Source organism: Agrobacterium bohemicum, assembly GCF_001562555.1.
GTDB lineage: Bacteria > Pseudomonadota > Alphaproteobacteria > Rhizobiales > Rhizobiaceae > Agrobacterium > Agrobacterium bohemicum.
Genome location: NZ_KQ961026.1, coordinates 237,481 through 263,289 on the forward strand (window position 1 = coordinate 237,481; position 25,809 = coordinate 263,289).

The window sequence follows — 25,809 nt, forward strand, 5'->3', positions numbered from 1 at the left end:
TTTATTGTCATGAATGGCACTCAGCGCTTGGCAGCCTTCCAGAAAATACAATAACTACCACCACGAATTTATAACAAACGATAAGGGGTGGAGCCATGTCAGAAAAAGTGAAATCCGCAACCGGCAAGACGTCGGTAACAGATCAAGAGGCATTGGACTTCCATTCTCAGGGACGGCCCGGCAAACTGGAAATAACGCCAACCAAGCCGATGGCGACACAGCGTGACCTGTCGCTGGCCTATTCTCCGGGCGTCGCCGTTCCCGTCAAGGCAATCGCCGAAAACCCGGATACGGCCTATGACTACACCACCCGTGGCAACATGGTCGCGGTCATCTCCAACGGCACCGCCATTCTCGGTCTCGGCAACCTCGGCGCTCTCGCGTCAAAGCCTGTCATGGAGGGCAAGTCGGTTCTGTTCAAGCGCTTTGCCGACGTGGATTCCATCGATCTGGAAGTCGATACCGAAGACGCAGACGAATTCATCAACTGTGTTCGTTATCTCGGCCCGTCCTTTGGTGGCATCAATCTGGAAGACATCAAGGCACCGGAATGTTTCATCATCGAAAGCCGCCTGCGCGAACTCATGGACATTCCAGTTTTCCATGATGACCAACATGGTACCGCCATCATTGCAGCAGCCGGTCTCATCAACGCAATCGCGCTGACGGGTCGTGATTTCAAAACAACAAAGCTGGTCTGCAATGGCGCAGGCGCTGCCGCCATTGCCTGCATGGACCTCATCAAGGCCATGGGCTTCAACCCTGCCAACATCACGCTGTGTGACACCAAGGGCGTCATTTATCAGGGCCGCACCGAGGGCATGAACCAGTGGAAATCGGCGCACGCGGTGAAGACCGATAACCGCACGCTGGTCGAGGCGATGAAGGGTGCCGACGTAGTGTTCGGCCTGTCCCAGAAAGGTGCCTTCAGCGAAGAGATGATCCGTTCCATGGCTCCAAAGCCGATCATCTTCGCCATGGCAAACCCTGATCCGGAAATCACGCCGGAAGAGGTGGCTTGCATTCGCGACGATGCCATCATGGCGACGGGCCGCTCCGATTACCCCAATCAGGTCAACAACGTTCTCGGCTTCCCCTACATCTTCCGCGGTGCGCTGGATGTGCGCGCCAGTCAGATCAACGATGCGATGAAAATCGCTGCCGCCAAGGCTCTGGCCGATCTCGCACGCGAAGATGTGCCTGACGATGTTGCCGCGGCCTATCAGGGTGTGCGTCCTCGCTTTGGACCGCAATACATCATTCCCGTTCCCTTCGACCCGCGCCTGATTGCAGCCATCCCGGTCGCTGTGGCAAAGGCCGCCATGGAAACAGGTGTCGCCCGCCGCGAGTTGCCCGACCTTGAGGCCTATGCCCACGAACTTTCCGCCCGTCGCGACCCGATGGCATCAACCACACAGCGCCTTTACGAACGCGTTCGCCGGTCACCCAAGCGCGTTGTGTTCGCGGAAGCCGAAGAAGAGCAAGTCATGCGCGCCGCTATTTCCTATACGGCGCAGGGTCTGGGTACTGCCATCCTGCTTGGTCGTGATGACATCATCCGGGCAAATGCGGAACGCGCCGGCATCGATCTCGACCGCCCCAACATCAAGATCACCAATGCCCGCCTGTCGGAGCGTGTCGAGATCTACATCGATTATCTCTATGCGCGCCTGCAACGCCAGGGATTCCTGCTGCGTGACGTGCAGCGCCTTGTTCACAACGACCGCAACCATTTCGCCGCCTGTATGGTGGCGATGGGCGATGCCGATGCGATGGTCACGGGCACGACCCGAAACTATTCCACGGCGCTGGAAGACGTGCGCCGTTGTATCAACACCAAGCCAGGCCATCGCGTTATCGGCGTGTCTCTCGTCGTGTCGCGCAACCGCACCGTTTTCGTGGCCGACACCGCCGTTCACGATATGCCATCGGCGGAAGACCTGGCAGATATTGCCGTGGAAGCGGCCGGTCTGGCGCGTCGCTTCGGCTATGAACCGCGCGTTGCGATGCTCGCCTATTCCACTTTCGGTCACCCGCTGGGTGAGCGTTCCGAAAAGGTGCGCGAAGCCGTTCGCATTCTCGACAAGCGCAATGTGAACTTCGAGGTGGATGGTGAAATGGCGGCAGATGTCGCTCTCAATCACCAGAAGATGCAGAGCCAGTATCCATTTACCCGTCTCTCGGGTGCGGCCAACGTTCTGGTCATGCCTGCCATTCATTCGGCATCCATTTCCACCAAGATGTTGCAGGAACTCGGCGGTGCCACGGTCATCGGCCCGCTTCTCGTCGGCCTCGACAAGTCCGTGCAGATCACCTCCATGGGGGCGAAAGATAGCGACATCGTGAACATGGCCGCAATCGCCGCGTATAATTCAGGACAGTAACGAGATGACGCCCCTGATTGGGGCGTCATCCTGCGGCACCCGATACGCAGACCAGGCAAATAGTTGTGTACGCCTGCCCTTACTCCATGGTTCGGCCACATAGTTCCATTTTGTCACCGCGATAAGATGGGCGACAATCGATTCTGCCGCTTGGCAACGAAACGGATGAGGCATGGATATATCGGGACAACAGGCAGGGACATCGCTGCACTTAAAGACCATGGGGACGCTCAGAAGGTTGTCGTTACGCCTGGCGGACAATCCGAACGCGGCAATCGTGCTGTTCGGCGCCTACTTTCTTTTGCAGATCGTCCTGCGCGAATTGGCGCCTCCCGCTTTGCGCATCGACGAGGCGCAGCAGGTGCTGTTCGCGCAGTGGCTGGCGCTCGGCTATGATGCCCAACCACCACTCTACAACTGGTACCAACAGGCGATCTTTGCCGTTTTAGGCACGTCGATGTTTGCCATCGCGTTCGCCAAGAACTTCATATTGTTTCTTATATTTGCGGTCTTCGTAAAGACGGCCGAACTGGTGCTGGAAAACAAACGCTTCGTCGTCGTTGCCGCAATGGCTCTTTTCGTCATTCCGCAGGTATTCTGGCAGGCGCAACGCGATCTCACCCATACCGCGATGCTGATGCTAACCTTCACTGCACTGCTCTATTCCAGCATCAGGCTGATCCAGCGTCCCACCTTGAATGGTTACCTTCTGATTGGGGTCGTCGCAGGACTGGGAATGTTATCGAAGTACAATTTCGCCCTTGCTTTGCCAGCATTGCTCCTTGCTGTGTGGCTGCACCCACAGGGTCGTGAACGGATTCTGGATCGACGCTTTCTGCTGACAATCCTCGTTAGCGTCATCGTGTTCCTGCCCCACCTGTTCTGGCTGATCGACAATCTCCGTTTTGCATCCGAAGTTACATTGCAACGAATGGCCGAAGACGCGCCTGACAGCCGCTTTCTGCAGGTGGCGCGTGGATTGGCTCGTTTCGTCAGCGGCTCCCTTATCATCTCGGCAGTACCCGCCCTGCTGATCTGGCTGGCGGCCCGCCGAGAAGCGAAACGTCCGCAAACGTCACAAAGCGTCTGGTTCCGGTTTTTACTCCACTATTTCATCGCAATCACCGCGCTGATGGCACTCGTCATCATGATGGCGACGATGACGGAACTGCGGGACAGATGGCTACTGCCGCTACTGCTTCCGGCTCCCATCCTTGCGGCACTTTACCTCGAACGGCACCTTGCCGACACGGCGCGTTTCGTCAGCCGGTTTTTGCCCATCCCCCTTATCATGATGGTGCTGGTACCAGTGGCACTGCTGGCATCGCACCCCCTGATGGCATCTCTGGGACGAACATCGAATTCGAATTACGACTGGCAGAGTTTTCATCGCTATATCGTCGAAACCGAAAAACTCTCGCCATCCGTCATTATTACGCCGAACTGGCCGACCGGCGGCAATCTTCGGTTTCTGTTTCAGGACGTACCCGTCGCCACCAACATCTACGACGATTACGATCCATCCTTCACCCTCTCTGACGAGCATCCTGCCCTTATGGTCTGGACGGGCGATGACAATGACGTCCCCTTATTGACGGAATGGATTGAGGGACAGATGAAAGTAAAGCTGAAGGCGGTGCAGCAATCCACGCTTGATATTCCGATGTATTATCCGGTGAAAGGAAAAACCCTCCGCATCAGCTACGCCATCATCAGGCCGGCCGACATCGAGCACTAAGACTGGCACAGAGTCCTTGTCGACAGTTTGCATTTAAGCGTGCTATCGGTGTGCATCAAACCTCGGGATACCCATGATGAACCCTTCAGAAAAATGCGACGTGCTGGTGATCGGTACAGGTATTATCGGCGTCATGTCGGCGCTTTATCTTCAAAACGCTGGAAAGACCGTCACATTTCTGGAGCGCGGCGACGTTGCCCGCGGCGCAAGTGCTGGCAATGCCGGTATCCTTGCATTCCCGGAGATCATTCCCATTCCAGCTCCCGGCATCATGAAGAAAGCGCCGAAGTGGTTGATCGATCCACTCGGTCCGCTGAGTGTGCCGCCTGCTTACGCATTGAAGATCGCTCCCTGGCTCTGGCGTTTCTGGCAGGCGAGTTCGCCGCGCAAGTTCCAGCATGGTCTCGAAGTCCAGAAAAACATGATGCGGCTTGCCGCCAATGAAATGCAGCATGTCGCTGCGATGCCTGAGCTGGCACAGTACATCACCAACACCGGAACGCTTGATCTTTACGACACTCGGGAGAGCTTCGACGCTGCCCGTCGTGACTGGGACGAAAAGGAGCGTGCCGGCTTCACCTTCTCCCGTGTCGGTCGCGATGAAATCGAGCGCTTGCAGCCGGGGCTTGCGCCGCGGTTTCAGCATGCAATGTTCACACCCGGCGGCCTGCAGGTGAGCGATCCCTACGAGTTTACAAAGGCCATCGCCGATCTCGTCATAGCCCGCGGTGCAACCTTGCGCAAAGGCGAGGCCGTGCGCGTCGAGACGATGGGCGAAAGCACGATCGTTTCCTTGAAAACTGGCGAGAAAATCACGGCTGATAAGGTGGTGATTGCCTGTGGCGCTTGGTCCAAGACGCTGGCGGTATCGCTGGGTAATACAGCGCCTCTGGAAACCGAACGCGGTTACAACACGACGTTGCCGGTTGGCGCCTTCGACCTGACGCGACAGCTCTATTTCAACGATCACGCCTTCGTCGTCACGCCGCTGTCGTCCGGCATTCGCGTCGGTGGCGCTGTGGAACTGGGTGGTCTTGATCTGCCACCGAACTTCCGTCGCTCTGAAGTCATGTTGAAAAAGGCGGCTCAATTCCTGCCGGGTCTAAAAACGGACGGTGGTACGCAGTGGATGGGCTTTCGCCCGTCCATGCCCGATTGCCTTCCGGTGATCGGCCCGTCGAGAGCGAGCCAATCGGTGATTTACGCTTTCGGCCACGGACATCTGGGGCTGACGCAATCGGCAGCAACTGCAAGGCTCGTCACACAATTGGTGAGCGGCGCGGAAACGGCAATCTCGGTCGATCCCTTCAGGGCCAGCCGTTTTTCCTGATTGCTCAAAACGAAAACGGCCCGCTCTCTCAAGCGGGCCTTCATCACGATTTTCCGTATCAGAACGGTGAGTCGGGGAAGTAGAAGCTTTCCGCATTGTCCTTCGTAACAAGCGTTGCATCCAGAATGTAGGTGCCGCTCACGGGGACTTGGTCGTAGAAATTCGCCGCCGTCAGTTGCATGGCGGTTGCGACCATGGCTGGCGGATAAAGCACATCGACCGGGATCATCTTGTCACCATCCATGACCTTCTTGATCATGTCTTTTGAACCGGCGCCGCCGACCACATATTTAATGTCCGTGCGCTTCGCCTGCTCGATGGCCTGAAGAACGCCAACGGCCATATCGTCGTCCTGGCACCAGACCACATCGATCTTCGGATATTTGGTCAGATAGTCCTGCATGACCTTGAAGGCATCATCGCGGTTCCAGTTGCCGAATTGACGGTCCAGAATCTTCACCTTCGAGCCTGCAATTCCCTTGTCGAAACCATCCTGACGTTGCTGATCGATAGGGATCGGCAAGCCGCGAATAACAACGACCTGAGCTTCCGGTGTCGTGTCGGCAATATATTTTCCAGCGACTTCACCCAGCGCCGGATTGTTACCGGCAACATAGATATTGCGAACGGTGTCGTCATTGACGCTTGGTGCGCGGTCAACAAGAGCGACGAACTTACCGTTGCCCTTCACTTCCTTGATGGCATTGACCAGCGGGTCCGGATCGGACGGCAGAATGACGAGCGCATCGATGCCCTGCGTTTCCAGATCCTGCACCGCATTCGCCTGCGTTGCCGCATCCGGCGATGTCTTGACGATGACGTTGAGGCCGGGATGTTCTTCCATCAACAGCTTTGCAACGCGCTCAGCGTGATAGACGACGCCAGCCGTCCAGCCGTGGTCGGCAGCCGGAATGGACACGCCAATCGTTACCTTCTTGTCTTGTGCCTGCGCTCCACCCGCTAGCGCCAACAGCGCAACAGTAACTCCCAATAGTCTTTTCCGCATGTGTTTTCCTCCCACACAAATAAAGGTCTCGATTTCCTCACCCGGGCGACCCGTTAACCCGGTAACTTTATGAACGGCGCATCAGCGACCGCTGAACCAGCATGGCAATGATGATAATCGCGCCCTGGATCGCGCCGATCAGATATTCGCTGATGAAGTTCGACAGCAGCATGATATTGCCGACGAGTTCCAGAATGAAAGCGCCGCAGATGGTTCCCCATACGCGCCCTGCCCCACCTTTAAGCGCCGTACCGCCCACCACGACGGCTGTGATCGCCTGCAATTCCCACATCATGCCTGTCGTCGCAGAGGTAGAGCCGAGACGCGGCACGTAGAGCAACACGGCTATGGCAACGCACAGACCCTGAATGACGAAGGCGATGGTGCGTACGCGGTTGACGGCAACGCCCGAATATTTCGCAACGTCGCGGTTGGAACCGACAGCGGTGACGTGACGTCCGTAACGCATGCGGTACAGCACGAAGGCCGCTACGCAGGTTACCAACAGAATAACGATAATGGGAATCGGCACACCGAGAAACGAGCCGAAATAAACTGGACGATACAGGGTCTGCAATTGTGGATCCCGAACCGTGATCGCGCCACCCTGGGAAAGCCAGGTGGTCAGCCCCCGGTAAACGCCCATGGTACCAAGCGTGGCTATGAACGGTTCTATCTTGCCAACCGTCGTGATCAAGCCGTTTGCCAATCCGCATAACGACCCGGCGACGAGCGTAAACACCACGGCAAGAACCAGCATAAGCGCAGGATCGGCGACCATGCCGGAGTTCATAAGCAGGATCATCAGACTTGCCACGAACGCAACCATGGAACCGACCGACAGATCGAGATCGCCTGCCGAAATAACGAAGGTCGCGCCGACAGCGATAATCGCGATAAACGCGCTTCGCGTGGCAACATTTGCCAGATTGTTGATACTGATGAAGTTGGGATTGACCATCGCCCCGACAATCAGCAGCAGGAAAAGGGCCACGAAGGGTGCGACGGCGCGCAAATCGATATCGCGCAGCGACCGCCCGGCCTTCTTTTCTTTGCTGTCTTCACTCACACTCATACCCAAAACAAACCTCCCGCCCTGTCAAACCGGCCAATTGACCGACGCTACGCCGCCGCCCGCGTTTTCAGCCCGGCCGCATAACGCATGATTTCCCGCTCGTTGATTTCATCGCCTTCCAGCATGCCGACGAGGCGCCCTTCGCGCATGACCGCCACGCGTGTGCAAAGCCCGATGACTTCTTGCATTTCGGATGAGACAACGATGACCGAGTGGCCATCCCGTGCCAACGCCGAAATGAAATGATAAATCTGCTGCTTCGTGCCTACGTCGATGCCGCGTGTGGGCTCATCGATGATGATGATTTTCGGTTCGGTCTCCATGACCTTGGCGAGCAGCAGCTTTTGCTGATTGCCGCCCGACATGCGCCCGACGACCACACTGCCGTCACGCACACGAATGTCGAACCGGCGGCGCGCGCGCTCCAGCGACCGGGCCTCGCTTGATGCGCTGAGATAGCCAAACTTGCCATGCCGCTCCAGCGACTGAAGCGTGAGGTTCAGCCCCATTCCCGCACTCAAAAGCAGGCCTTTGGATTTGCGATCCTTGGTCATATAGGCAAGACCGGCATCTATAGATGCATGCAGATCATGGGGTGGCAACACTTTCCCATTCACCTCGACCTCCCCCGAGGATCGGCTGCGCAGACCGACGATGACCTCGGCAAGCTCGGTGCGACCTGACCCGATCAAGCCGGAAAAGCCAATGATTTCACCTCTGCGAAGCTCAAAACTGGCATCCTGCACGTAGCGCGTCGAGACATTGCTGACCTTCAGAACAATTGCCTCGTCCACGTCAGGTTCGCGCTTGGCGGGGTAAAGGCTGGAAAGCTCTCGCCCAACCATAAGCTGGGCAATGGCCTCACCATCAAGAAGAGAGGTTGGCGCGGTCTTGACCCAATGACCATCGCGCAAAACAGTGACGCGGTCCGTCAACTCCATGACTTCGTCCAGCTTGTGCGACACGAACACGAAGCTTGTGCCTTTATCGCGCAATTTGCGCACTTGCTGGAAAAGGTAGTTGGTTTCCTCACGGGACAGAACCGCTGTCGGTTCGTCCATAAAAACGATGCGCGCATCGCGACTGATCGCCTTTGCGATCTCGACCATCTGCTTTTCCGCGACAGACAAGGTTCCGATCAGGGCGCTCTCATCCACACGGCAGCCGAGCAGATCGAGAACACGTCGCGTCTCTGCCCGCATCGCCTTGCGATCGAGAATACCGAAACGGGTAATTTCCCGGCCAAGATACAGGCTTTCGGTAACTGTCAGATGTTCAGCGAGATTGAATTCCTGATGGATGATGACAATACCGAGCGCTTCGGCGGTCCCGTTCGGTGGAAGCGTGACCGGCTTGCCATCAAGGAGGATTTCACCGGAGCTTGGCTGTTCGAACCCGGACAGTACCTTGACGAGCGTCGATTTCCCGGCACCATTCTCGCCCATCAACGCATGGATTTCTCCAGCTTTCAGGTCGAAATTGATGCTGAACAGCACTTGCACGCCGTTGAACGATTTCGAAACACGACGCGCGGACAGCACGATTGCGCCGTCGTCAGCAATGTCCGTATCCATGATTTCCTCCAGGCGTCTCCCTACGCCTGTGATGGATGTAAACCTTTACACGCTTTATGTAAAGGTTTACATTATGTGTAATCTTTAGATTTGCGTGATCGTATTTGACGCGTCGGCAGGTCTGTGTAGTGTCCGGACGCGCACATATCCGAGGCCTTCCTTGTCAATTCTATCAGCAGCCACAATAGAAGATGTTGCCCGTATCGCGGAGGTTTCCATCGCGACGGTGTCGCGGGCTATCCACAATCCCGAAAAAGTGGCAAATTCCACACGACTCAAGGTCAATCAGGCCATTGCCGTTACCGGTTACACGACCAATGCCATGGCACGCAGCCTTCGGCTTGGCCGTTCCAACATGATTCTCGTTGTGGCACCCGATATCGGTGATCCGAATTTTTCCAACATTCTTGTCGGCCTGGAAAATGAAGCCCGCTCGCACGGCTACGGCATCTTGATCGGCCATACGCAAAACGACGCGCAGCGCGGGCTGGAATATCTCAAATTTCTTAACTCCAACCAGGCGGCGGGGCTGATCCTGTTCACCGGCATCCTGCCGTTTGGACATCAGGCCATGACGGCGCGGCTACCGCCCTGTGTCGGCGTGTTCGAGCCCATTTATAATGGTGGCATTCCCTATGTGGGGGTGGACGACACCGCAGGTGCGCGCAAGATCGTCGACATGCTGATTGCCGAAGGTCACAGGCGCATCGCCTTTATTGGAGATTCGCGCGTACGCCTCGCCTACAACAGGCGTCGAAAGGGTTACGACGAAGGCATGCTTGCGGCTGGCCTGACGCCTGCACCTGCCATGATCATCGAGGGCGACGGAACATTGGAAAGCGGCCGTCTTGCAATCGAGCAGCTTTTCATGCGCGATACGTTGCCAACGGCATTCATGTGCGTGAACGACCAGACGGCCATCGGCGTGATGATCGGGCTCAGCGCACGCGGCTATGACATCCCCGGAGATTTCTCGGTAACCGGATTTGACGACATTCCGCAAGCGGCCTTCATGTCACCGGCGCTCACCACCATCCGTCAGCCCAGAACATCCATCGGCAAACATGCCATGGCACTGCTTCTCGATCTTCTGGGAGGCCAGCAGCCGGACCATCCCGAAATATTGCTGACACCGGATCTTATCGTTCGCAATTCCGTCGGCGCACCCGCCAGACGGCTTTCAAGCAAATAACCAGACCTATCAGTATGCGTCGCGACGTGCAGGCTCGGCCTGGGTGCATGCAGCCCATAGCTCGGTCTGCACCGCATCCTGAAACTCCATCACTTCCTGCCGCATGGCAACGTCGTCATAACCGAGATTGAGGAGATGGGCGGCAAGCCCCCTGCACTCGTCCCGCCAGAAGCGGTTCGCTTCTTCTCCGTGAAGCTCTTCAAGCATTTGAACACATCGCTTTATGTCTGCGACACGGTTTTTAGCGGGAAACGCAATTACTTCTGAACGCTCTGTCACACGCACACCTTACTGCTTCGGGAATCAACCACCTATCTTTACCGGGCGCATAGTTAACGAAGTCTACAGAGCCAGCAGAAAGCCGCTGGCAGTGCGGGAATCACCGCGAAATGTCCGATATTTGCAGGGAACTACGCTGCCAAGGGCGCGATAATGAAAATGCCCTTAACCTTACGACAAGATCATCGAACAGAATCCAGGCGGATGGATCAAAATAACAAAAATTTGCGCAAATTTTACCATTAAAAATTACCGAAATTTCACGCTGGGCGATCTAATGAAAGTATAACTGTGTTGAAACGGCATTCGTTTCGTAATATAAACCCCACAAAAGAAAGCCATAAAGATGCATTTCTCTACAGAGGGACAATGCTTAGCGGAGGAGAAAGATATGTACGCCCCGCGCGTTTTCATCAGCATGATCTGTGCTCTGCTGGTGTTCGCCATCGCAACATATTTTATCTATGGCTCTTTCTACACAAGTTTTATTCAGACGCTGATCTGTCTTGTCATTATACAAGTTGGATATTTTGTAGGCGTGCTTATTCTTGTTGCAAAAGAAAAGCGGCAGATGCGTGCGACACTTAACTTCCAGAAAGACGTTGCTCCGGCACCGGAGAAGTCAGTGACGGAAACGATTTCTGTCGTTGCTCCACATAGCCCCAAGCTGAGTGACTTCTGATCGCCACCTGTCAGGTGGACCTAAACTTTTCGCAGGTGCGAAATAACCCTCCCATTTCCTTATCCCTGACATTTTCTGCGTCGAGATATCACCGATGCAACGAAGCAGGAGTTGGGCATGACCGGGGAACCGCAATCCATTTGCGTAATTATTGCTGCAAAGAACGCATCTGACACCATTGCAACAGCCATTTCCTCCGCGCTCGCAGAGCCGGAAGTTGCCGAAGTGGTCGTCATCGACGATGGATCGACGGATGCGACGTCCTCTTTCGCGCAATCCTGTGACGACGGAACCGGGCGGTTGAAAGTCGAGCGGTTCGATGTCAATCGCGGCCCCTCGGCTGCGCGCAACCACGCCATTGCCATTTCGTCTGCCCCGCTCATCAGTATTCTGGATGGCGATGATTTCTTTTTTACGGGCCGTTTTGCCGCGATGCTGGAGCATGACGACTGGGATTTGGTGGCCGATAACATCGCGTTCATCCAGCAGTCGGTGGCCGGGGCATCTTCGATGGTCCCAGACCGATTTGCACCGGAAACGCATTTCCTGAAACTGGCAGAGTTCGTTGAGGGCAATATTTCCAAACGCGGTGTCGAACGTGGTGAGACCGGTTTCCTGAAACCCGTCATCCGCCGGTCTTTTCTTGAAACTCACGGCCTACGTTATGACGAAGCGCTGAGACTGGGCGAAGATTACGAACTTTACGTTCGAGCTCTGGCCTGCGGCGCGCGCTACAAGGTCATTCGCAATTGCGGTTATGGTGCAATCGTGAGAGGCGATTCACTCAGTGGCCGCCACCGGACGGATGATTTGCGCCAACTTTACGAAGCCGACCGTAAAATCATGGCCGAATACACTCTTGCACCGCAGGAACAGGCCGTTTTGCAGGAGCATGAACGGCATATTCGTGAAAAGTTCGAGCTGCGTGACTTCCTCGATGCCAAGGCGAAAGCCGGTCTGGGTGGCGCATTGTCTCATACGCTGAAACGGCTGCCCGCAGCGCCTGCCATTGCGCAAGGCCTATGGCGCGATAAGACGGCGCGTTTTCGCAAGAAGCCACAGCAGGTCGCAGATATTCGTTATCTGCTGAGAGCAACGCCGCTCAACCCTTGAGCCGAGCGGCGTCTGTTTTCGTTAGAAGTAGTCTTTCTTGATGCTCTCCAGCACAGCCTGGAAACGCTCTTTACGTTCTTCCAAACGGCCATCGGGGCTGAGACGCGGCTCCGCCCGGCTGGCCTGCCACAAAGCCAATGTCGATGGTGCCGCCAGCACCTGCTTTGCCAGCTTTTTCAAGGATAGTTGTTCCTGCTGCGGACGGACCAGTAACTCACCGTCATGATGAGAGGTCTGGTGCTCGACAATTTCCGCTGGCGGTGGTGGTGGAAAGCTCATGCCCCAGAATTTGGAGCCCTTTTTTGCCGCTTCCGCGCGGGTCGAAACCGGGATGTAACGCGGCTCGTACTTCACGCCGACACTGCCCGCCCAATCGCTCCACTTGAAGCTGTTGATGGAGGTGGAGGTGCTGACCGCGACCCATGGCACCCGAAACGCATCGGCCAGAATAGCGCCGTGCATCGATTCAGCGACGATGAATTCCGACTGCGCGATGTGTTTGATAACCGACTTCGCCTCACCGCGTGGATCGAGATAGGTAAGCCCGGCTGGCTCGCAAACCGTCTCCCACATACCGAATTCAGCCGATTCCCAATGCGGAACAAAGGTCTTCTTGTGCAGCTTTGGTAGATTTTTGAAGTCCGGCATATCGGTGACCATGACGGCGGGATCGACAATGCCCATCTCCGCTGGCAGGCCGAGCTTGGCGGCCGTCATCTCACCGCGCACGCATCGGATGTCCCACAGTTCCTTGTTGGACGTATCCGGCACCGCGCCATAACCATAGCCGCTGCCGATGATCAGCTTGCGTTGGGTGGGCGGGAAAAGAACATCGTTGAGCACGGTGCCGACACCGACCAGCAGGACATCCGGGTGAACGTCACGCAGCCCCGGCAGCAGGAAATCCCAAAGCCAAAGATTGAGGTCGTCGCCGAAATTACCGTGATGCGATTCCCAGTGATAGGGTTTCATGGACTACTCCTGAATAAGAATACTGTTGGCAGCGGGCTCATTTCGGGCGGGCAAATTTGCCGGTTCCCAATTCCAGCGCTGCACGCAAAATAGCCGGGTCACGCATCATCCATTTGAACAACAGGCCAAGTTCCGGTGCCTTGCGCTGTTTCAGCTTGCCCGCTTGGCTCCACAGCGCCTGCTTGCGCGCCGTGTTCTTATAGGATGCGATGGATGCAACGTCTGCGGGACGCTTGGCAAAGCGGCCCTGCAACGTATCCAGCGCCACCCAGGTATTAAACTGCTGGCGCAAAAACTCCGGCGACGTGTTGTCGATGCTGTGGAAAATATTCACACCCATGCCACGCATGGCGCCGGCATCGTCACACAAAAGACTACGCTTAGATGCCATGATGCAATCGCAGAAGAACAGAACGTCTTCTGCGGCCAACCGCAATATCGGGTCAAAACGAATTTTTTCAAACAGCGGCCTGCCAATGACCATGCAGGACAGATGCAGGAAGCTCCAGTTGCGCAGCATGACACTAGCCAGATCCGGCAGCTCGATAACCTTTGGTGATTCGGAGAGGCGGGTAGCACCCTCGTTGTTCTCCAGCTCGGAGATCGCGAAGTGATAATAAAACTCGTCACTGGCCTGCATTGAGGCCCAGTAGCACTCACCGCCGAAGATTTCCAGGCTGTACGCCGCGTTCTTCAGGTGATCTGGAATCCAGATATCGTCCGAATCGAGAAAAGCGACATAGGCAGTTTCAGCCGGGACATTATCGAGCCCCGTATTGCGCGCACCGCCCGGCCCGCCATTCTTCTGCTTGACGATTTTGATACGGTTTTTCTGGTCTTCACTCAGTTCGGCGATTTCGTTTTCAATAGGATAGGGCGATTCGTCGTCTACGATGACGAGATCGAAATCCTGAACGGTCTGCGCAAAAACCGATGTCAATGCACGACCCAAAACGCCATGCTGTTTTTGATAATAAGGAATAACGACTGTAAATTTCGCCATTGTTTCGCCCCTTGTGTTGCTCAAGAAGTGTCGGGCCCGATAAGAAGAGCGGCCCCGATGAGTGGCAAACCTCCCGCCAGCCCACCACCCGCTGGCCTCCAAATTTAATAGGATGCACGTATGCCCCCTGCTCCGAGCGTCAAAACGATTACCACGAATGTCGGTTGGAGCGTATTGTCAAAAACAGGCACATTCGGGCTTAAGTTTGTCACGGTGCCAATTCTTGCCCGATTGCTGACACCGGAAGAATTCGGCGTCGTCGCCGTCGGGCTAACAGTCGTTCAGTTCCTGACGATGATTGCAGGTGCAGGTCTTACCTCCGCGCTGATTGTGGAAAAGGAAGAGGATATGGACACGATCCATACCGTCTTCTGGGCAAATCTCGCGATTTCCTGCACAATGGCTGCAATCCTCTACTTTGGCGCGGAGTTTTTTGGGGAGCTCTTGGGGGCCGTTGAAAGCGCCTATTTGCTGCGCATCATGGCCTTTCTCATTCCCCTGCAATTGGCTGGAGATGTCGCATACTCGCTGTTGGCGCGGCGGATGAATTTCAGCAAGGACGCCATCTGGAGTATGACCTCGGAAAGTGCCGCCGCCATCGTGGCCGTCATACTTGCCTTTGCCGGTTACGGCGTCTGGGCGCTTATCATTCAGCTCTTTGCCGCAGCCCTGATCCGGCTGGTCGGTCTATACGCGGTCTCCCACTACAGGCCACGGTTCGTGATGAAGCCAAAGCGGCTGGTTCCGCTTCTCGGCTTCAGCTCCGGCCTGATGGGCTCGGAAATCGCAAATTTCGTCACCTTCCAGTCGCCCATGGTCGTCATTGCCCGTCATCTGGGCCTTGCCGATGCGGGCGCCTATTCCGCCTCCAACCGTTTTGCCAGCATCCCCAATCAGGTGGTTCTATCTGCCGTCATGGGCGTTCTCTTTCCCGCCTTCAGCCGCATGATGGATGACAAGCAGCGCAGACGAGATGCCCTGATGTTCTCGACACAGGTTCTAACCGTGCTGCTGGCCCCGATGATGTTCGGGCTGTGGGCTATTGCAGAACCGGCCATGCTGGTCATCTTCGGACCCAACTGGGCCTATGCATGGCCGGTTCTCGGTTTGCTGGCCCTATCCAAGGCGATTCTGACCCCGTGCAGCACCTTCATCCCATACCTCAAAGGTGCAGGCTACGGCCGTGTGCTGTTCTGGTCGGCAACGATTCGCGCCGTCTTCACCACCCTTGCGGTGTGGATCGCGGCAACTTACGGCACCTTGATCGACGCCATGGTGTGGCTCTGCATCGTCAACGGCGTGACGCTGTTTGCCTATTCCTGGGCGGTGTTCAGGGCCAGTGAAATGCCACTGCTGAAGGGGCTCTACATCAGCAGCCGTCCCATGATCGCCTCCTTCGTCATGGCGCTTGCCGTGCGCTACATATTGCACGTGTTCGAAGGCAGCCTGCCTCACGCCTACATGCAGGTTTTCGTTGGCGCTATCGCCGGTGGCGTTATCTATGCCGTGCTGATCTTGCTGACGGAACGGGAGTTGTTGAGAAAAATTCTGGGCATGGTAAAGGACCGCAAAGCCAAACCCACCGTTGCGTAAGGTATCGAACCTTTTTCGCCACAATCCACTCACCCTGAAGCTAGCTCCTCACGATCCCGTTACGTGAGGTCTGTTTTTATTTTGTGCGCCGCAACATAATCGGACGTTTGTTGACAATGAGAAACCGTCTGCGATTTCTCGGCTCTTCTCATCGTTATTTCATTTTAAACAAACACTTAACTTACATAGACGAGACATATCGACCATCGATCCAGAGATTCACCCCTCACAATTCGATAGACGTTTTTCCCGCGTTGCCACATTTTACCCCAAAGTAAAAACCAGACTCCGCGAGTGGGCTTACGTTCGCTCTTGGTTGTAACGCGGTGAGGGGAGACACCGCCCAATAAAGGGGAACTGATGTGACTTTTGATCAGAACCTGTCTTCCCGCATCAATTTGATGCGTATCGTTTTAATTTCCGGCATTGTTTTCGTACACGTGCCGCACGATCCCGAGACCAGCCCGTTTCTCGGGATGTACGGTTTCTTCGACTGGATGAGGGTATTTCTGGGCGACGCCCTGTTTCGTGTCGGCGTGCCGTGCCTGAGCGCGATCTCTGGCTACCTTCTGTTTCGCCGCGGCATGAGTGCCTTCGATTACTCTGCGACCGTCAAATCGAAAGCAAAAACCGTCTTACTGCCCTTCTTCTTATGGAATGGAGCGCTTTTCGTCGCCGTTCTCATCATGCAGCGGGTTGGCTTGGGTGATGGATATTTCCCGGATTTGTGGAACGCGACGCCGCGTGAAATGATCAGCCATGGCGCTGCCGTAGAAGAGTTCCCGGTCAACGTTCCCCTCTATTTTCTGCGTGATCTGTTCGTCTGCATCCTGCTGTCGCCAATTCTTGCGTTTCTCGTACGGCGCGTTCCGCTGCTGACGCTTGGTGCACTTCTGGTTCTTACCGCATGGCCAGATTTGACGCTGCTTATCGTGCAGAAAAAGTCCATCCTCTTCAGCTTTACCCTCGGCATCGCGCTTGCGCTGTATAAGATCGATCTGAAAACGCTTGACCCCTATGCAATCAAAATCACCGTCGCGCTCTTCGCTGCAACAGCGCTGTTGGCGACGGGCCTGTATTTCACCGGGCCGGATTTCACATTCGAGCTCAACCTGATGCGAAATCTTCTGGCTGTATTCGGCGCGGTAGGACTTTGGGCGTCGTCGTCTTTACTGATCCAGAGCCGTATTGGACGCCGTCTTGCCGACACGGGAAGTCTGAGCTTCTGGATTTTCTGCGCCCACTACCCACTCCTCGTCATCATGTGGATGGTCTGGAACAAGGGCGGCCCGGATTTCTATCCCGCCTTTTATGTAGGTGCCGTGCTGCTTTCCTTCGTTATCCTGATCGTCAGCAATGCGCAGGTCCGCTCCAAGCTGCCGTCTCTCTACGGCGTGTTGACTGGTAGCCGGGCCAAGAAACCGAAGATCGGCTCTGAAAACAAACCATCCGTAAAGGCCGAATCCTATCGGCCTTCCGCAGATACACCCGTTCCACAACGACAAAGGTGAACCCATGACCGCAATCCTCAGCAGCGTTCACGCGCGCTTGATAGCTTCAGCTCTTCTGGTTCTCAGCCTCGGCACTGTCGCAGTGGCACAGGAAGAGAATGGCAAGTCTTTCGTGGAGAACTTCGACAGCATGGACCGGTCCTTCTGGTACGTCTCTGACGGCTGGAACAACGGTCCGCATCAGAACTGCACATGGTCGAAGAAACTGGTGAAATTCGAGGGCGGACAGCTGCAGCTCGGTTACCAGGAAGGCAAGGCTGGCGACCGGAATTATTCCTGCGGTGAAATCCAGACAAAGGGTCGCTATCGCTATGGCACCTATGAAGCCCGCATCAAAACCGCGACAGGCCCCGGCTTGAATTCGGCTTTCTTCACCTATATCGGACCAACCGATAAAAAGCCGCATGATGAAATCGATATGGAAGTTCTGGGCAAGAACACGTCTCAGGTCCAGCTCAACCAGTATATTTCCGCCAAGGGTGGCAATGAGAAGCTGGTGGATGTCGCAGGCGGTGCCGACAAAGCGTTCAACGATTATGCCTTCGTCTGGGAGCCGCAGCGTCTGCGCTATTTCGTGAACGGAAAGATGGTCCACGAAGTCACCGATCCATCCAAAATTCCCCAGAACCCCCAGAAGATTTTCTTCAGCCTGTGGGGTACAGACACGCTGAAAAGCTGGATGGGCAAGTTCGCCTATAACGGCCCGACGGTGATGAACGTCGATCGTATGGCCTTCACGGCTCTTGGCGACAAATGCCAGTTTCCGGAATCCGTCGCCTGCCTGTCGAACTGACACCTTTGACCTCTAGACTGCCCGATGACCCTTCGCTTCAGGACTGTTTTTGATGACGCACGTTCTCTATTTTGCTCATGACCTCGCCGACCCGGCCATTCGCCGGCGGGTTATGACGTTGCAGACGGGCGGAGCAACGGTTAGCCTCGCGGGCTTCACGCGCGGCGAAAACAAGCTGGCGGATGTCGATGGCGTCACACCTATCGTGCTTGGCGAAACCGCCGACGGGCGGTTTGCCCAGCGCATCATGTCCATCGTCAAGTCCAGCCTCTCGCTGCCGCGCGCCTTGCGACAGGTGCGCAAACCCGATGTCATCATTGCGCGCAATCTCGAAATGCTGGCTTTGGCGCGCCGCGCATCGGGTATGTACGGGCGGGACGTGCCAGTGGTTTATGAATGCCTCGATATTCACAGGCTGCTCCTCAACGAGGGGCAGGTCGGCAAACTCGTCAACGCAGCTCAACGGTATTTTGCAAGAGACGCAAAGCTGCTGATCACCAGTTCACCGGCCTTCGTCGCGCAGTATTTCGAGCCCCGCTCCGGTCTGCAGTTGCCGGTACTCTTGCAGGAAAACAAGGTGCTGATGCTGGATTCTGTTGAGCAAACTCCTGCACAGCCACGTGCCTCGAAGCCAGGCGAGCCATGGAAAATTGGATGGTTCGGAGCATTGCGCTGCGTCAAATCCCTGCAAATACTGACCGATTTTGCAGCAAAGATGGATGGCAAGGTCGAGATCATCCTGCGTGGGCGCCCAGCCTATTCCGAGTTCGATGATTTCGATGTCTTGGTCGCCAAAGCCCCGCATGTCAGTTTTCTCGGCGCGTACAAGAACCCCGAGGATCTGGCCTCGATCTATAACGAGGTTCAGTTCACATGGGCCATCGACTTCTTCGAGGAGGGCCAGAACTCGAGCTGGCTGCTGCCCAACCGCCTCTATGAAGGATGCCTGTACGGCACACTGCCAATTGCTGTGGCGGGAACGGAAACGGCGCGCTTTCTTGAGAGCAGGCATATCGGCGAGGTCTTGCCCCACGCAAATGCCAGCACTCTGGAACAGCTTTTCGCGAGCCTGACCGAACAATCCTATATCAAAGCCTTCGCCCGACTTTCTGCGATCGACAAGAAACAATGGGTTACCGAGCGCCAGGACTGCGTTCAACTCGTTCACACACTCGCCTCCCTGGCAGCGCCGCACAATGGCCGCACGGTGGAAGCCGCACTCTCAACCGCTTGACGGGATCTAAGCCATGAAGTTGCAAACCATTCCAGACGTGAAAACATTGATCGTCATACCGTGCCTCAATGAAGCCCGCACGATCGATGATCTGTTGCTGAAGTTTTCGAGCAGCCTGAACCATCCGCAGGACCGCATCATCGTCGCCGATGGCGGCAGCACGGATGGCACGCGCGATATCGTCGCCAGCTTTTCCATGCAGGACCAGCGCGTCATCCTGCTTGCCAACCCCAAACGCATTCAGAGCGCCGGCATCAACCTTGCCGTCGAGATGTTCGGCACCGATTACGATTACCTGATCCGCATTGATGCGCACGGCGATTACCCGGACGATTATTGCCATCGCCTTCTGGAAGATGCGGTGAAGACGGGTGCGGACTCGGTCGTCGTCGCCATGGACACGGTTGGTCATGGCACGTTCCAGAAAGCCACGGCCATCGCCCAGAACTCCAAACTCGGCAATGGCGGTTCGAAACATCGCGAAGGTTCGAAAGGGCATTGGATCGATCACGGCCATCACGCGTTGATGCGCATATCCGCGTTCACCACGGCTGGCGGCTACGATGAAAGCTTCAGTCATAACGAGGATGCCGAACTGGATTACCGGCTGCGCAAGGCCGGTTTCCGCATATGGATGACCGACAAGACCCGCATGACCTATTACCCTCGTTCCAACGTCAGCCCCCTGTTCAAACAATATATGGCTTATGGTCGGGGACGTGCGAAAAACCTTTTGAAGCATCGTTCGCTCCCCAAGATCCGTCAGATGATACCGCTGGCGGTCATGCCGGTTGCAGTCTTTTCTCTGCTCGGCTTCTTCCACTGGGCGGCATTCGTACCTCTTCTTCTTTGGGTCGGCGCTTGCCTCGGCTACGGCTTGTGGATGGCTGTCGCCGAGAAAAATTCCTATGGCCCGCTGGCAGCGTTTGCCGCAATGGTCATGCATTTTGCCTGGTCCACCGGTTTCTGGCTTGAACTCCTTGGCTCCATTGGCACACCAGCGCCCGTGGCGGGAAAGGCAGTTTCATGACCGTAACCTCCCTCCCATCCACACACGTCACGGTCGATATCGGCATCTGCACCTACCGCCGTCCGGCGGTCGTTGCGACATTGAAGTCTCTGTTCGAACTCGATGTGCCCGAGGGCGTGACCGTGCGGCTCATCGTGGCGGATAATGACGCAGAGCCGAGCGCAAAACCATCCATCGACAATCTGCGCGAGATATCGCCTTTCGAGATCACTTACGTCCACTGCCCCAAATCAAACATCTCGATTGCCCGTAACGCCTGTCTTTCAACCTCTGAAGCCGATTATCTGGCCTTCATCGATGACGACGAAACCGCGCCACGCGAATGGTTGTCGGAGCTTTTGAAGACCGCACAGGAAACCGGTGCAGAAACCGTGCTGGGACCTGTGACGGCAATCTATAAGCCGAATGTGCCGGAATGGATGCGCAGAGGCGATTTCCATTCCACCCTCCCTGTCTGGGTCAATGGCGAGATCATCACCGGTTACACCTGCAACACCCTGCTTCGCATGTCGGCACCGTCTGTCGCAGGTCGTCGCTTTGCGCTGTCGCTGGGCCAAAGCGGTGGCGAAGACACGCACTTTTTCTCGCACATGCATGCAGCCGGTGGCCGCATCGCCTATGCGCAAAACGCTGTTCTTTCAGAGCCGGTGCCGAATACGCGCGCCAGTTTCAAATGGCTTGCGAAGCGCCGCTTCCGTTCCGGCCAGACCCATGGTCGGCTGCTCGCGGAGAAAAAACCAGGGCTTCGTCGTGTTGCACAGGTTGCGATTGCCGCTGCGAAAGCGACTGCCTGCGCCGGAATGGCGCTACTTGCCATTTTCGATCCGGTTCGTCGTACCCGCCAATTGCTGCGCGTCGCCTTGCATTGTGGTTCCGTCAGCGGTGCCTTCGGCGTGAAGGAAATTCGCCAGTACGGCACCGTGGAGGCTACATGATGGAAGCCTCGATACAGCCGGACGTGACATTCGTCATCGCCGCCTATAATTCCGCAGATACGATCGTTCCGGCCGTTGAAAGCGCTCTGGCGCAGGCACTGGTCACGCTGGAAGTCATCGTCGTTGACGATAAATCGAACGATGCCACCCGTGAGATCGTGAAGGCTTTCGCCATGAACGACCCCCGTGTCCGGTTGATCGAACTGGAGAAAAATCTCGGCCCCGGCGGCGCTCGCAATGCCGGGCTCGATGCGGCAGAGGGACGGTGGATCGCGGTTCTGGATTCCGACGACGTAATCCTCCCGCACCGCACGGCGCAGATGATCGCCCGTGCCGAGGCCGCGACCGCCGACATCGCCGTCGATAATCTCGATGTGGTCTACACGGATGGCCGCCCCAAGGAGACGATGTTTACCGACGCTTTCCTGCGGGAACGCGGCGTTCTGACGCTGGAAGACTTCATCGCGTCGAACGTTCTTTTTCGCTCGACCTTCAATTTCGGTTACATGAAACCGATGTTCCGGCGTGATTTCCTGAACGATCACAAACTGCGTTTCCACCCGACATTGCGGATCGGAGAAGACTACCTGCTTCTGGCATCAGCACTCGCAGTTGGTGGCCTCTGCACCATCGAGCCGTCGCCCGGCTACGTCTACAACATTCGTGAAGGCTCGATTTCCCGTGTGCTCGAACTTCGTCACGTCGATGCGATGATTGCAGCCGACCGCGAGTTCATGACCAGCTATACGCTTTCGCCCCCCGCACGCGACGCGCAAAAACAACGCAGCCGCAGCCTTGTCGAGGCGCGCCATTTCCTGATGCTGATATCCAGTATCAAAAGCCGCTCCGTTTCCGGCATCGTCAAGATAGCCTTCCGCGATCCCATCGCGTTTCGACACCTGCGCATGCCCATCGAGGTACGGTTGAGAAAACTCAAGGATACGATGACCGCAAGATCAGTTTCAAAACGGGTGAACAGACAAGTGTCCTGATCTGCCCGATATCGATACTCAACAATGAATTAAGGAGAATGCCGTGGATTTGAAGAGGACTGTCAGAAAGGCCGTCATCCCTGTAGCAGGCAACGGAACACGGTTTCTGCCCGCTACAAAGGCAATGCCGAAAGAAATGCTGACGATTGTTGATCGTCCCGTGGTTCAATACGCCGTCGATGAGGCCATGCAGGCCGGCATCGAACACATTATTTTCGTCACCAGCCGTAACAAGACAGCCATCGAAGACTATTTCGACAGCGCGCCGGAACTGGTCAGCACCCTGACGAAATCCGGCAAGACGATGCAGGTCCTTCAGCTTGAGAAGATGCTGCCGGTGGCGGGTACCGTCAGCTATACGCGCCAGCAGGTTCCGCTTGGCCTCGGCCACGCCGTATGGTGCGCACGTGAACTCGTCGGCAAGGAGCCATTCGCACTTCTTTTACCAGATATGGTGTCTTACGGTGCGCGCGGCTGCATTGCCGGTCTCATGGAACTTTATGATGAAGTCGGCGGCAATATTCTCGGCGTCGAGGAATGCGCGGCTGAGGAAACCTCATCCTACGGCATCGTGGGCGTCGGCAGCACGGTCAGCCACGGTTTCCGCGTGACGGAAATGGTAGAGAAGCCTGAACCTTCGGCTGCCCCGTCCAATTATTACCTGAATGGCCGTTATATTCTGCAGCCTGAGATATTCGATATTCTCGCAAAGCAGGAGCGCGGCGCGGGCAATGAAATTCAATTGACAGATGGTATGAAACGTCTTGCGGAAACGCAGCCTTTTCATGCTCAAAAATTTATAGGACGCACATTCGATTGCGGTAGCAAGCAAGGCTTTATCTCCGCCAACGTCGCCTTCTCGCTGATGCGCTCTGACATGGAAGCCCAGGTTCTGGCCTCCATTAAGGAATTGGTTCTGAACCATGAGAGCCGCGTCAAAGCGGCCTGAAACTAAAAACAAGAGAGCCGGGATGGCAGGAAAACTGCCGTCCCGCTCGTCATTTTTTTAAACACAGGTGGGTCAATGCACCACAAGACCTTTAGATCGAACATGAATTTCCCGGACCAGTCCAAGGACGCCGACACGTTTATTGACCTCGACCGCCTCTGGGCCGCCGTGGTGCGCCGTGCCAACATCATCGCAGCCTGCGTTATCGCGACGATGGTTCTGGCAGGGCTCTACCTCGTTCTGGCAACACCGGTCTACACAGCTATGACGCAGGTGCTGCTGGATGAAAGTCTGTCGCGTTATGCGGAAGACGAAACGCCCGTACCCGCGGCACAGGTGATAGACAACCGTATCGCCAGCGCCGTTGAAATCTTGAAATCCAAGGAGATGGCGCTGACCGTGGTGGACAAGGCGGGCCTCGACAGCAACGAGACCATCGTTAATCCCCCCAAGAGCCCTGCTGATCTGGTCAAATCGTCGATCAAGGGCGTGGTCGATCTTCTGACGCCAAACTCCCCACCGGCCTCCGAAGAAGCCATGCGTAACGGTCGCCGCGAGAAAGCTGCGGCAGTTATTCAGCAGGCACTGACGGTAGAGCGCGTGGGCCGAAGCTCGGTCATTGCCATCTCCATCCGCTCGATAGACCGGCAATTGGCAACACAGATCGCCAAAACCTACGCCAACTCCTATCTGACCGAACAGTTGAACGCGAATTTCGACGCCACGGAACGCGCTTCCGTCTGGCTGCAGGAGCGTCTGACCGATCTCAACCAGCGTTCGCAGGCCGCATCGCTTGCCGTCGAAAAATACAAGGCCGCCAATAACATCGTGTCGTCGCGTGGCGAACTGATGTCTGAAAGCCAGCTTTCGGACCTGAACGGCCAATTGATTGCCGCACAGGCAGATGCAGCCACCGCGTCCGCCCGCTACACGCAGTATAAATCCATCACCGATCAGGGGCCGGACAATGCCGTCAATAACGCCATCGTCTCGGCGCGTGATACGGATAACACGGTGATCCAGGACCTGCGCAAGCGCTACATCGCCATTTCCGACAGGGAACGCGGTGTCGTGCAGCAATTCGGCAAGGACCATCCGCAAGCAATCGCGCTTGAGGGCGAAAAGGGTGATCTCGCTCGCCAGATTTACCAGGAGCTTCTACAGCTCACCGGCAGCTTCAAGAACGACTTCGATGTAACGCAGTCCCGCGTACAGTCGCTGCGCGAAAACATCGACCGCGTTGCCGGACGCAATTCCGAAGCCAATATAACGTTGGTCAAACTGCGTGAGCTAGAGCAGCAGGCGGCGGCGCTGAAGACTCTCTACGAATCCTACCTCGGTCGCTTCGAAGAGGCATCGCAGAAGCAATCCTTCCCGATTGCCAAGGCCCGCGTCATCTCCGAAGCTGGACTGCCGACATCGCCTTCCAGCCCCAAAAAGACCATGACGATGGCGCTTTCCATCATTCTTGGCTTGATGCTGGGTGGCGGTGTGGCTGCTGTTCTGGAATTCCGCGACCGCTATTTCCATACCGGCAACGATGTGCGCGATAATCTGCGCATGCGCTTCCTTGGTTATCTCCCCTTCATCGGCGAGAAAGGCGTGGAAACGGCTAAATCCGAAACGGGTGCCGCGACGCCTGAAATCCCTGAAACCGATATCGAAGATAACGGACAGGTCTCGTTCCAGAAAATGCTGCGGCTTGCGGTCGATAGTCCGCGCTCCAGCTTCACGGAGACGCTGCGAAATGTGAAACTGACCGCCGATGTCGTCATCCAGGAACGCCAGTGCCGCGTGATCGGCGTCATCTCTTGCCTGCCCAACGAGGGCAAGTCCGTGGTCGCCCTCAACCTTGCGGGCCTCATCGCCACCACCGGCAAGCGCACGCTTGTCGTGGATGCCGATATTCGCAATCCGGGCCTCAGCCGCATGCTGACAACGCGCCAGTCCGCTGGTCTCGTGGAAGTCGTGCTGGACGAGGTCCCTTGGACCAAGGCCGTGAAGGTCGATAGCCGCACCAAGATGGGTATTTTGCCGGTTTCCACCAGCAACCAGTTTGCTCACTCCAGCGAGTTGCTTGCCTCATCCGGCATGCGCAAGTTCATGGATTCGGCGCGCGAAGCCTGCGACTACATCATCGTTGACCTTGCGCCTGTGGTGCCTGTTATCGATGCCAAGGCATTCGCCTCTCAGGTCGATGGTTTCGTGTTCGTCACCGAATGGGGCAAGACACCTATCCAGATGGTGCAGAACCTCATGAGCCACGAACCCCAGATCGCCAACAAGACGCTGGGCATCGTGCTGAACAAGACCGATATGACCGAGTTGCAGCGTTATGCCGGTCCGGGCGGCTCGGAACATTATCACGAGCAGTTCTCCGCCTATTATGGCGACGCGAAAAAACCGGTTTCCGAACCCGCTTAA

The 25,809-nt window shown here is 56.2% G+C and carries 21 protein-coding genes; 15 read left to right on the top strand and 6 right to left on the bottom strand.

Annotated elements, in window-relative coordinates; all coding sequences use genetic code 11:
- Positions 1-95 precede the first annotated feature (95 nt).
- The 3 genes from ATO67_RS08515 (at position 96) to ATO67_RS08525 (ending at position 5,452) form a co-directional block, all read left to right on the top strand.
- Positions 96-2,384, top strand: a complete 2,289-nt coding sequence (locus ATO67_RS08515; RefSeq protein WP_067646852.1) for an NADP-dependent malic enzyme — start codon at positions 96-98, stop codon at positions 2,382-2,384.
- A 172-nt stretch (positions 2,385-2,556) separates the two neighbouring features.
- The gene (locus ATO67_RS08520) at positions 2,557-4,122 is read left to right on the top strand and encodes a glycosyltransferase family 39 protein (protein ID WP_082760201.1); all 1,566 of its coding nucleotides are present in this window, start codon (positions 2,557-2,559) and stop codon (positions 4,120-4,122) included.
- A 76-nt stretch (positions 4,123-4,198) separates the two neighbouring features.
- A complete protein-coding gene (locus ATO67_RS08525; protein ID WP_067646855.1) occupies positions 4,199-5,452 on the top strand; it encodes an NAD(P)/FAD-dependent oxidoreductase in 1,254 nt (417 codons plus the stop codon).
- A 58-nt stretch (positions 5,453-5,510) separates the two neighbouring features.
- Here ATO67_RS08525 and ATO67_RS08530 read toward each other — a convergent pair whose 3' ends face one another.
- The 3 genes from ATO67_RS08530 to ATO67_RS08540 all read right to left on the bottom strand — a co-directional run bounded on the left by ATO67_RS08530 (position 5,511) and on the right by ATO67_RS08540 (position 9,107).
- Entirely contained in the window at positions 5,511-6,458 is a 948-nt protein-coding gene (locus ATO67_RS08530) for a substrate-binding domain-containing protein (RefSeq protein WP_067646857.1), read from the bottom strand.
- Positions 6,459-6,525: 67 nt separating this feature from the next.
- Positions 6,526-7,533, bottom strand: coding sequence for an ABC transporter permease (locus ATO67_RS08535; protein WP_067646859.1), 1,008 nt, complete (start codon positions 7,531-7,533; stop codon positions 6,526-6,528).
- A gap of 47 nt (positions 7,534-7,580) precedes the next feature.
- On the bottom strand, positions 7,581-9,107 hold the full coding sequence (locus tag ATO67_RS08540; protein ID WP_067646862.1) for a sugar ABC transporter ATP-binding protein: 1,527 nt from the start codon (positions 9,105-9,107) through the stop codon (positions 7,581-7,583).
- A gap of 160 nt (positions 9,108-9,267) precedes the next feature.
- On the opposite strand from ATO67_RS08540, the gene ATO67_RS08545 reads away from it, so the two are divergent.
- Positions 9,268-10,299: a LacI family DNA-binding transcriptional regulator gene (locus ATO67_RS08545; protein WP_067646874.1), complete on the top strand. Its 1,032-nt coding sequence runs from the start codon at positions 9,268-9,270 to the stop codon at positions 10,297-10,299.
- A gap of 9 nt (positions 10,300-10,308) precedes the next feature.
- Here the strand turns inward: ATO67_RS08545 and ATO67_RS08550 are convergent, their stop codons facing one another.
- Complete coding sequence (locus ATO67_RS08550; protein WP_342585710.1) at positions 10,309-10,584, bottom strand: DUF6074 family protein; 276 nt, start codon at positions 10,582-10,584, stop codon at positions 10,309-10,311.
- A 385-nt stretch (positions 10,585-10,969) separates the two neighbouring features.
- On the opposite strand from ATO67_RS08550, the gene ATO67_RS08555 reads away from it, so the two are divergent.
- Positions 10,970-11,260 (top strand): exopolysaccharide production repressor protein, encoded by a 291-nt coding sequence (locus ATO67_RS08555; RefSeq protein WP_082760202.1) that lies wholly within the window; start codon positions 10,970-10,972, stop codon positions 11,258-11,260.
- Between the two features lie 117 nt (positions 11,261-11,377).
- Positions 11,378-12,373 (top strand): glycosyltransferase family 2 protein, encoded by a 996-nt coding sequence (locus tag ATO67_RS08560; protein ID WP_067646880.1) that lies wholly within the window; start codon positions 11,378-11,380, stop codon positions 12,371-12,373.
- A 21-nt stretch (positions 12,374-12,394) separates the two neighbouring features.
- On the opposite strand, the gene ATO67_RS08565 is transcribed toward ATO67_RS08560, so the two are convergent.
- Positions 12,395-13,345 (bottom strand): polysaccharide pyruvyl transferase family protein, encoded by a 951-nt coding sequence (locus ATO67_RS08565; RefSeq protein WP_067646882.1) that lies wholly within the window; start codon positions 13,343-13,345, stop codon positions 12,395-12,397.
- Between the two features lie 37 nt (positions 13,346-13,382).
- Complete coding sequence (locus ATO67_RS08570; protein WP_067646883.1) at positions 13,383-14,348, bottom strand: glycosyltransferase family A protein; 966 nt, start codon at positions 14,346-14,348, stop codon at positions 13,383-13,385.
- A gap of 120 nt (positions 14,349-14,468) precedes the next feature.
- Between ATO67_RS08570 and ATO67_RS08575 the strand changes: the two genes are divergently transcribed.
- The 9 genes from ATO67_RS08575 (at position 14,469) to ATO67_RS08615 (ending at position 25,809) form a co-directional block, all read left to right on the top strand.
- On the top strand, positions 14,469-15,941 hold the full coding sequence (locus tag ATO67_RS08575) for a lipopolysaccharide biosynthesis protein (RefSeq protein ID WP_067646885.1): 1,473 nt from the start codon (positions 14,469-14,471) through the stop codon (positions 15,939-15,941).
- 362 nt (positions 15,942-16,303) lie between these two features.
- On the top strand, positions 16,304-17,452 hold the full coding sequence (locus tag ATO67_RS08580) for an acyltransferase family protein (RefSeq protein WP_106404927.1): 1,149 nt from the start codon (positions 16,304-16,306) through the stop codon (positions 17,450-17,452).
- Between the two features lie 4 nt (positions 17,453-17,456).
- Positions 17,457-18,245 carry an endo-1,3-1,4-beta-glycanase ExoK gene (gene exoK / locus ATO67_RS08585; protein WP_067646893.1) on the top strand — a complete coding sequence of 263 codons (789 nt, stop codon included), beginning with the start codon at positions 17,457-17,459 and terminating at the stop codon, positions 18,243-18,245.
- Positions 18,246-18,297: 52 nt separating this feature from the next.
- Positions 18,298-19,479: a glycosyltransferase gene (locus ATO67_RS08590; RefSeq protein WP_067646896.1), complete on the top strand. Its 1,182-nt coding sequence runs from the start codon at positions 18,298-18,300 to the stop codon at positions 19,477-19,479.
- Positions 19,480-19,492: 13 nt separating this feature from the next.
- On the top strand, positions 19,493-20,509 hold the full coding sequence (locus ATO67_RS08595; RefSeq protein WP_067646899.1) for a glycosyltransferase family 2 protein: 1,017 nt from the start codon (positions 19,493-19,495) through the stop codon (positions 20,507-20,509).
- The gene (locus tag ATO67_RS08600) at positions 20,506-21,444 is read left to right on the top strand and encodes a glycosyltransferase family 2 protein (protein ID WP_067646901.1); all 939 of its coding nucleotides are present in this window, start codon (positions 20,506-20,508) and stop codon (positions 21,442-21,444) included. The genes ATO67_RS08595 and ATO67_RS08600 overlap by 4 nt, the downstream gene beginning before the upstream one ends.
- Positions 21,441-22,436, top strand: coding sequence for a glycosyltransferase family 2 protein (locus ATO67_RS08605; protein ID WP_067646905.1), 996 nt, complete (start codon positions 21,441-21,443; stop codon positions 22,434-22,436). The genes ATO67_RS08600 and ATO67_RS08605 overlap by 4 nt, the downstream gene beginning before the upstream one ends.
- A 43-nt stretch (positions 22,437-22,479) precedes the next feature.
- Positions 22,480-23,385 (top strand): UTP--glucose-1-phosphate uridylyltransferase, encoded by a 906-nt coding sequence (locus ATO67_RS08610; protein ID WP_067646908.1) that lies wholly within the window; start codon positions 22,480-22,482, stop codon positions 23,383-23,385.
- Positions 23,386-23,460: 75 nt separating this feature from the next.
- On the top strand, positions 23,461-25,809 hold the full coding sequence (locus tag ATO67_RS08615; protein ID WP_067646910.1) for a polysaccharide biosynthesis tyrosine autokinase: 2,349 nt from the start codon (positions 23,461-23,463) through the stop codon (positions 25,807-25,809).

What these genes read in the sequence shown, in the direction of transcription:
- ATO67_RS08515 (WP_067646852.1), top strand. Translation starts at nt 96, where the DNA reads ATGTCAGAAAAAGTGAAATCCGCAACCGGCAAGACGTCGGTAACAGAT.
- ATO67_RS08520 (WP_082760201.1), top strand. Translation starts at nt 2,557, where the DNA reads ATGGATATATCGGGACAACAGGCAGGGACATCGCTGCACTTAAAGACC.
- ATO67_RS08525 (WP_067646855.1), top strand. Translation starts at nt 4,199, where the DNA reads ATGAACCCTTCAGAAAAATGCGACGTGCTGGTGATCGGTACAGGTATT.
- ATO67_RS08530 (WP_067646857.1), bottom strand. Translation starts at nt 6,458, where the DNA reads ATGCGGAAAAGACTATTGGGAGTTACTGTTGCGCTGTTGGCGCTAGCG.
- ATO67_RS08535 (WP_067646859.1), bottom strand. Translation starts at nt 7,533, where the DNA reads ATGAGTGTGAGTGAAGACAGCAAAGAAAAGAAGGCCGGGCGGTCGCTG.
- ATO67_RS08540 (WP_067646862.1), bottom strand. Translation starts at nt 9,107, where the DNA reads ATGGATACGGACATTGCTGACGACGGCGCAATCGTGCTGTCCGCGCGT.
- ATO67_RS08555 (WP_082760202.1), top strand. Translation starts at nt 10,970, where the DNA reads ATGTACGCCCCGCGCGTTTTCATCAGCATGATCTGTGCTCTGCTGGTG.
- ATO67_RS08560 (WP_067646880.1), top strand. Translation starts at nt 11,378, where the DNA reads ATGACCGGGGAACCGCAATCCATTTGCGTAATTATTGCTGCAAAGAAC.
- ATO67_RS08565 (WP_067646882.1), bottom strand. Translation starts at nt 13,345, where the DNA reads ATGAAACCCTATCACTGGGAATCGCATCACGGTAATTTCGGCGACGAC.
- ATO67_RS08570 (WP_067646883.1), bottom strand. Translation starts at nt 14,348, where the DNA reads ATGGCGAAATTTACAGTCGTTATTCCTTATTATCAAAAACAGCATGGC.
- ATO67_RS08575 (WP_067646885.1), top strand. Translation starts at nt 14,469, where the DNA reads ATGCCCCCTGCTCCGAGCGTCAAAACGATTACCACGAATGTCGGTTGG.
- exoK (WP_067646893.1), top strand. Translation starts at nt 17,457, where the DNA reads ATGACCGCAATCCTCAGCAGCGTTCACGCGCGCTTGATAGCTTCAGCT.
- ATO67_RS08590 (WP_067646896.1), top strand. Translation starts at nt 18,298, where the DNA reads ATGACGCACGTTCTCTATTTTGCTCATGACCTCGCCGACCCGGCCATT.
- ATO67_RS08595 (WP_067646899.1), top strand. Translation starts at nt 19,493, where the DNA reads ATGAAGTTGCAAACCATTCCAGACGTGAAAACATTGATCGTCATACCG.
- ATO67_RS08600 (WP_067646901.1), top strand. Translation starts at nt 20,506, where the DNA reads ATGACCGTAACCTCCCTCCCATCCACACACGTCACGGTCGATATCGGC.
- ATO67_RS08605 (WP_067646905.1), top strand. Translation starts at nt 21,441, where the DNA reads ATGATGGAAGCCTCGATACAGCCGGACGTGACATTCGTCATCGCCGCC.
- ATO67_RS08615 (WP_067646910.1), top strand. Translation starts at nt 23,461, where the DNA reads ATGCACCACAAGACCTTTAGATCGAACATGAATTTCCCGGACCAGTCC.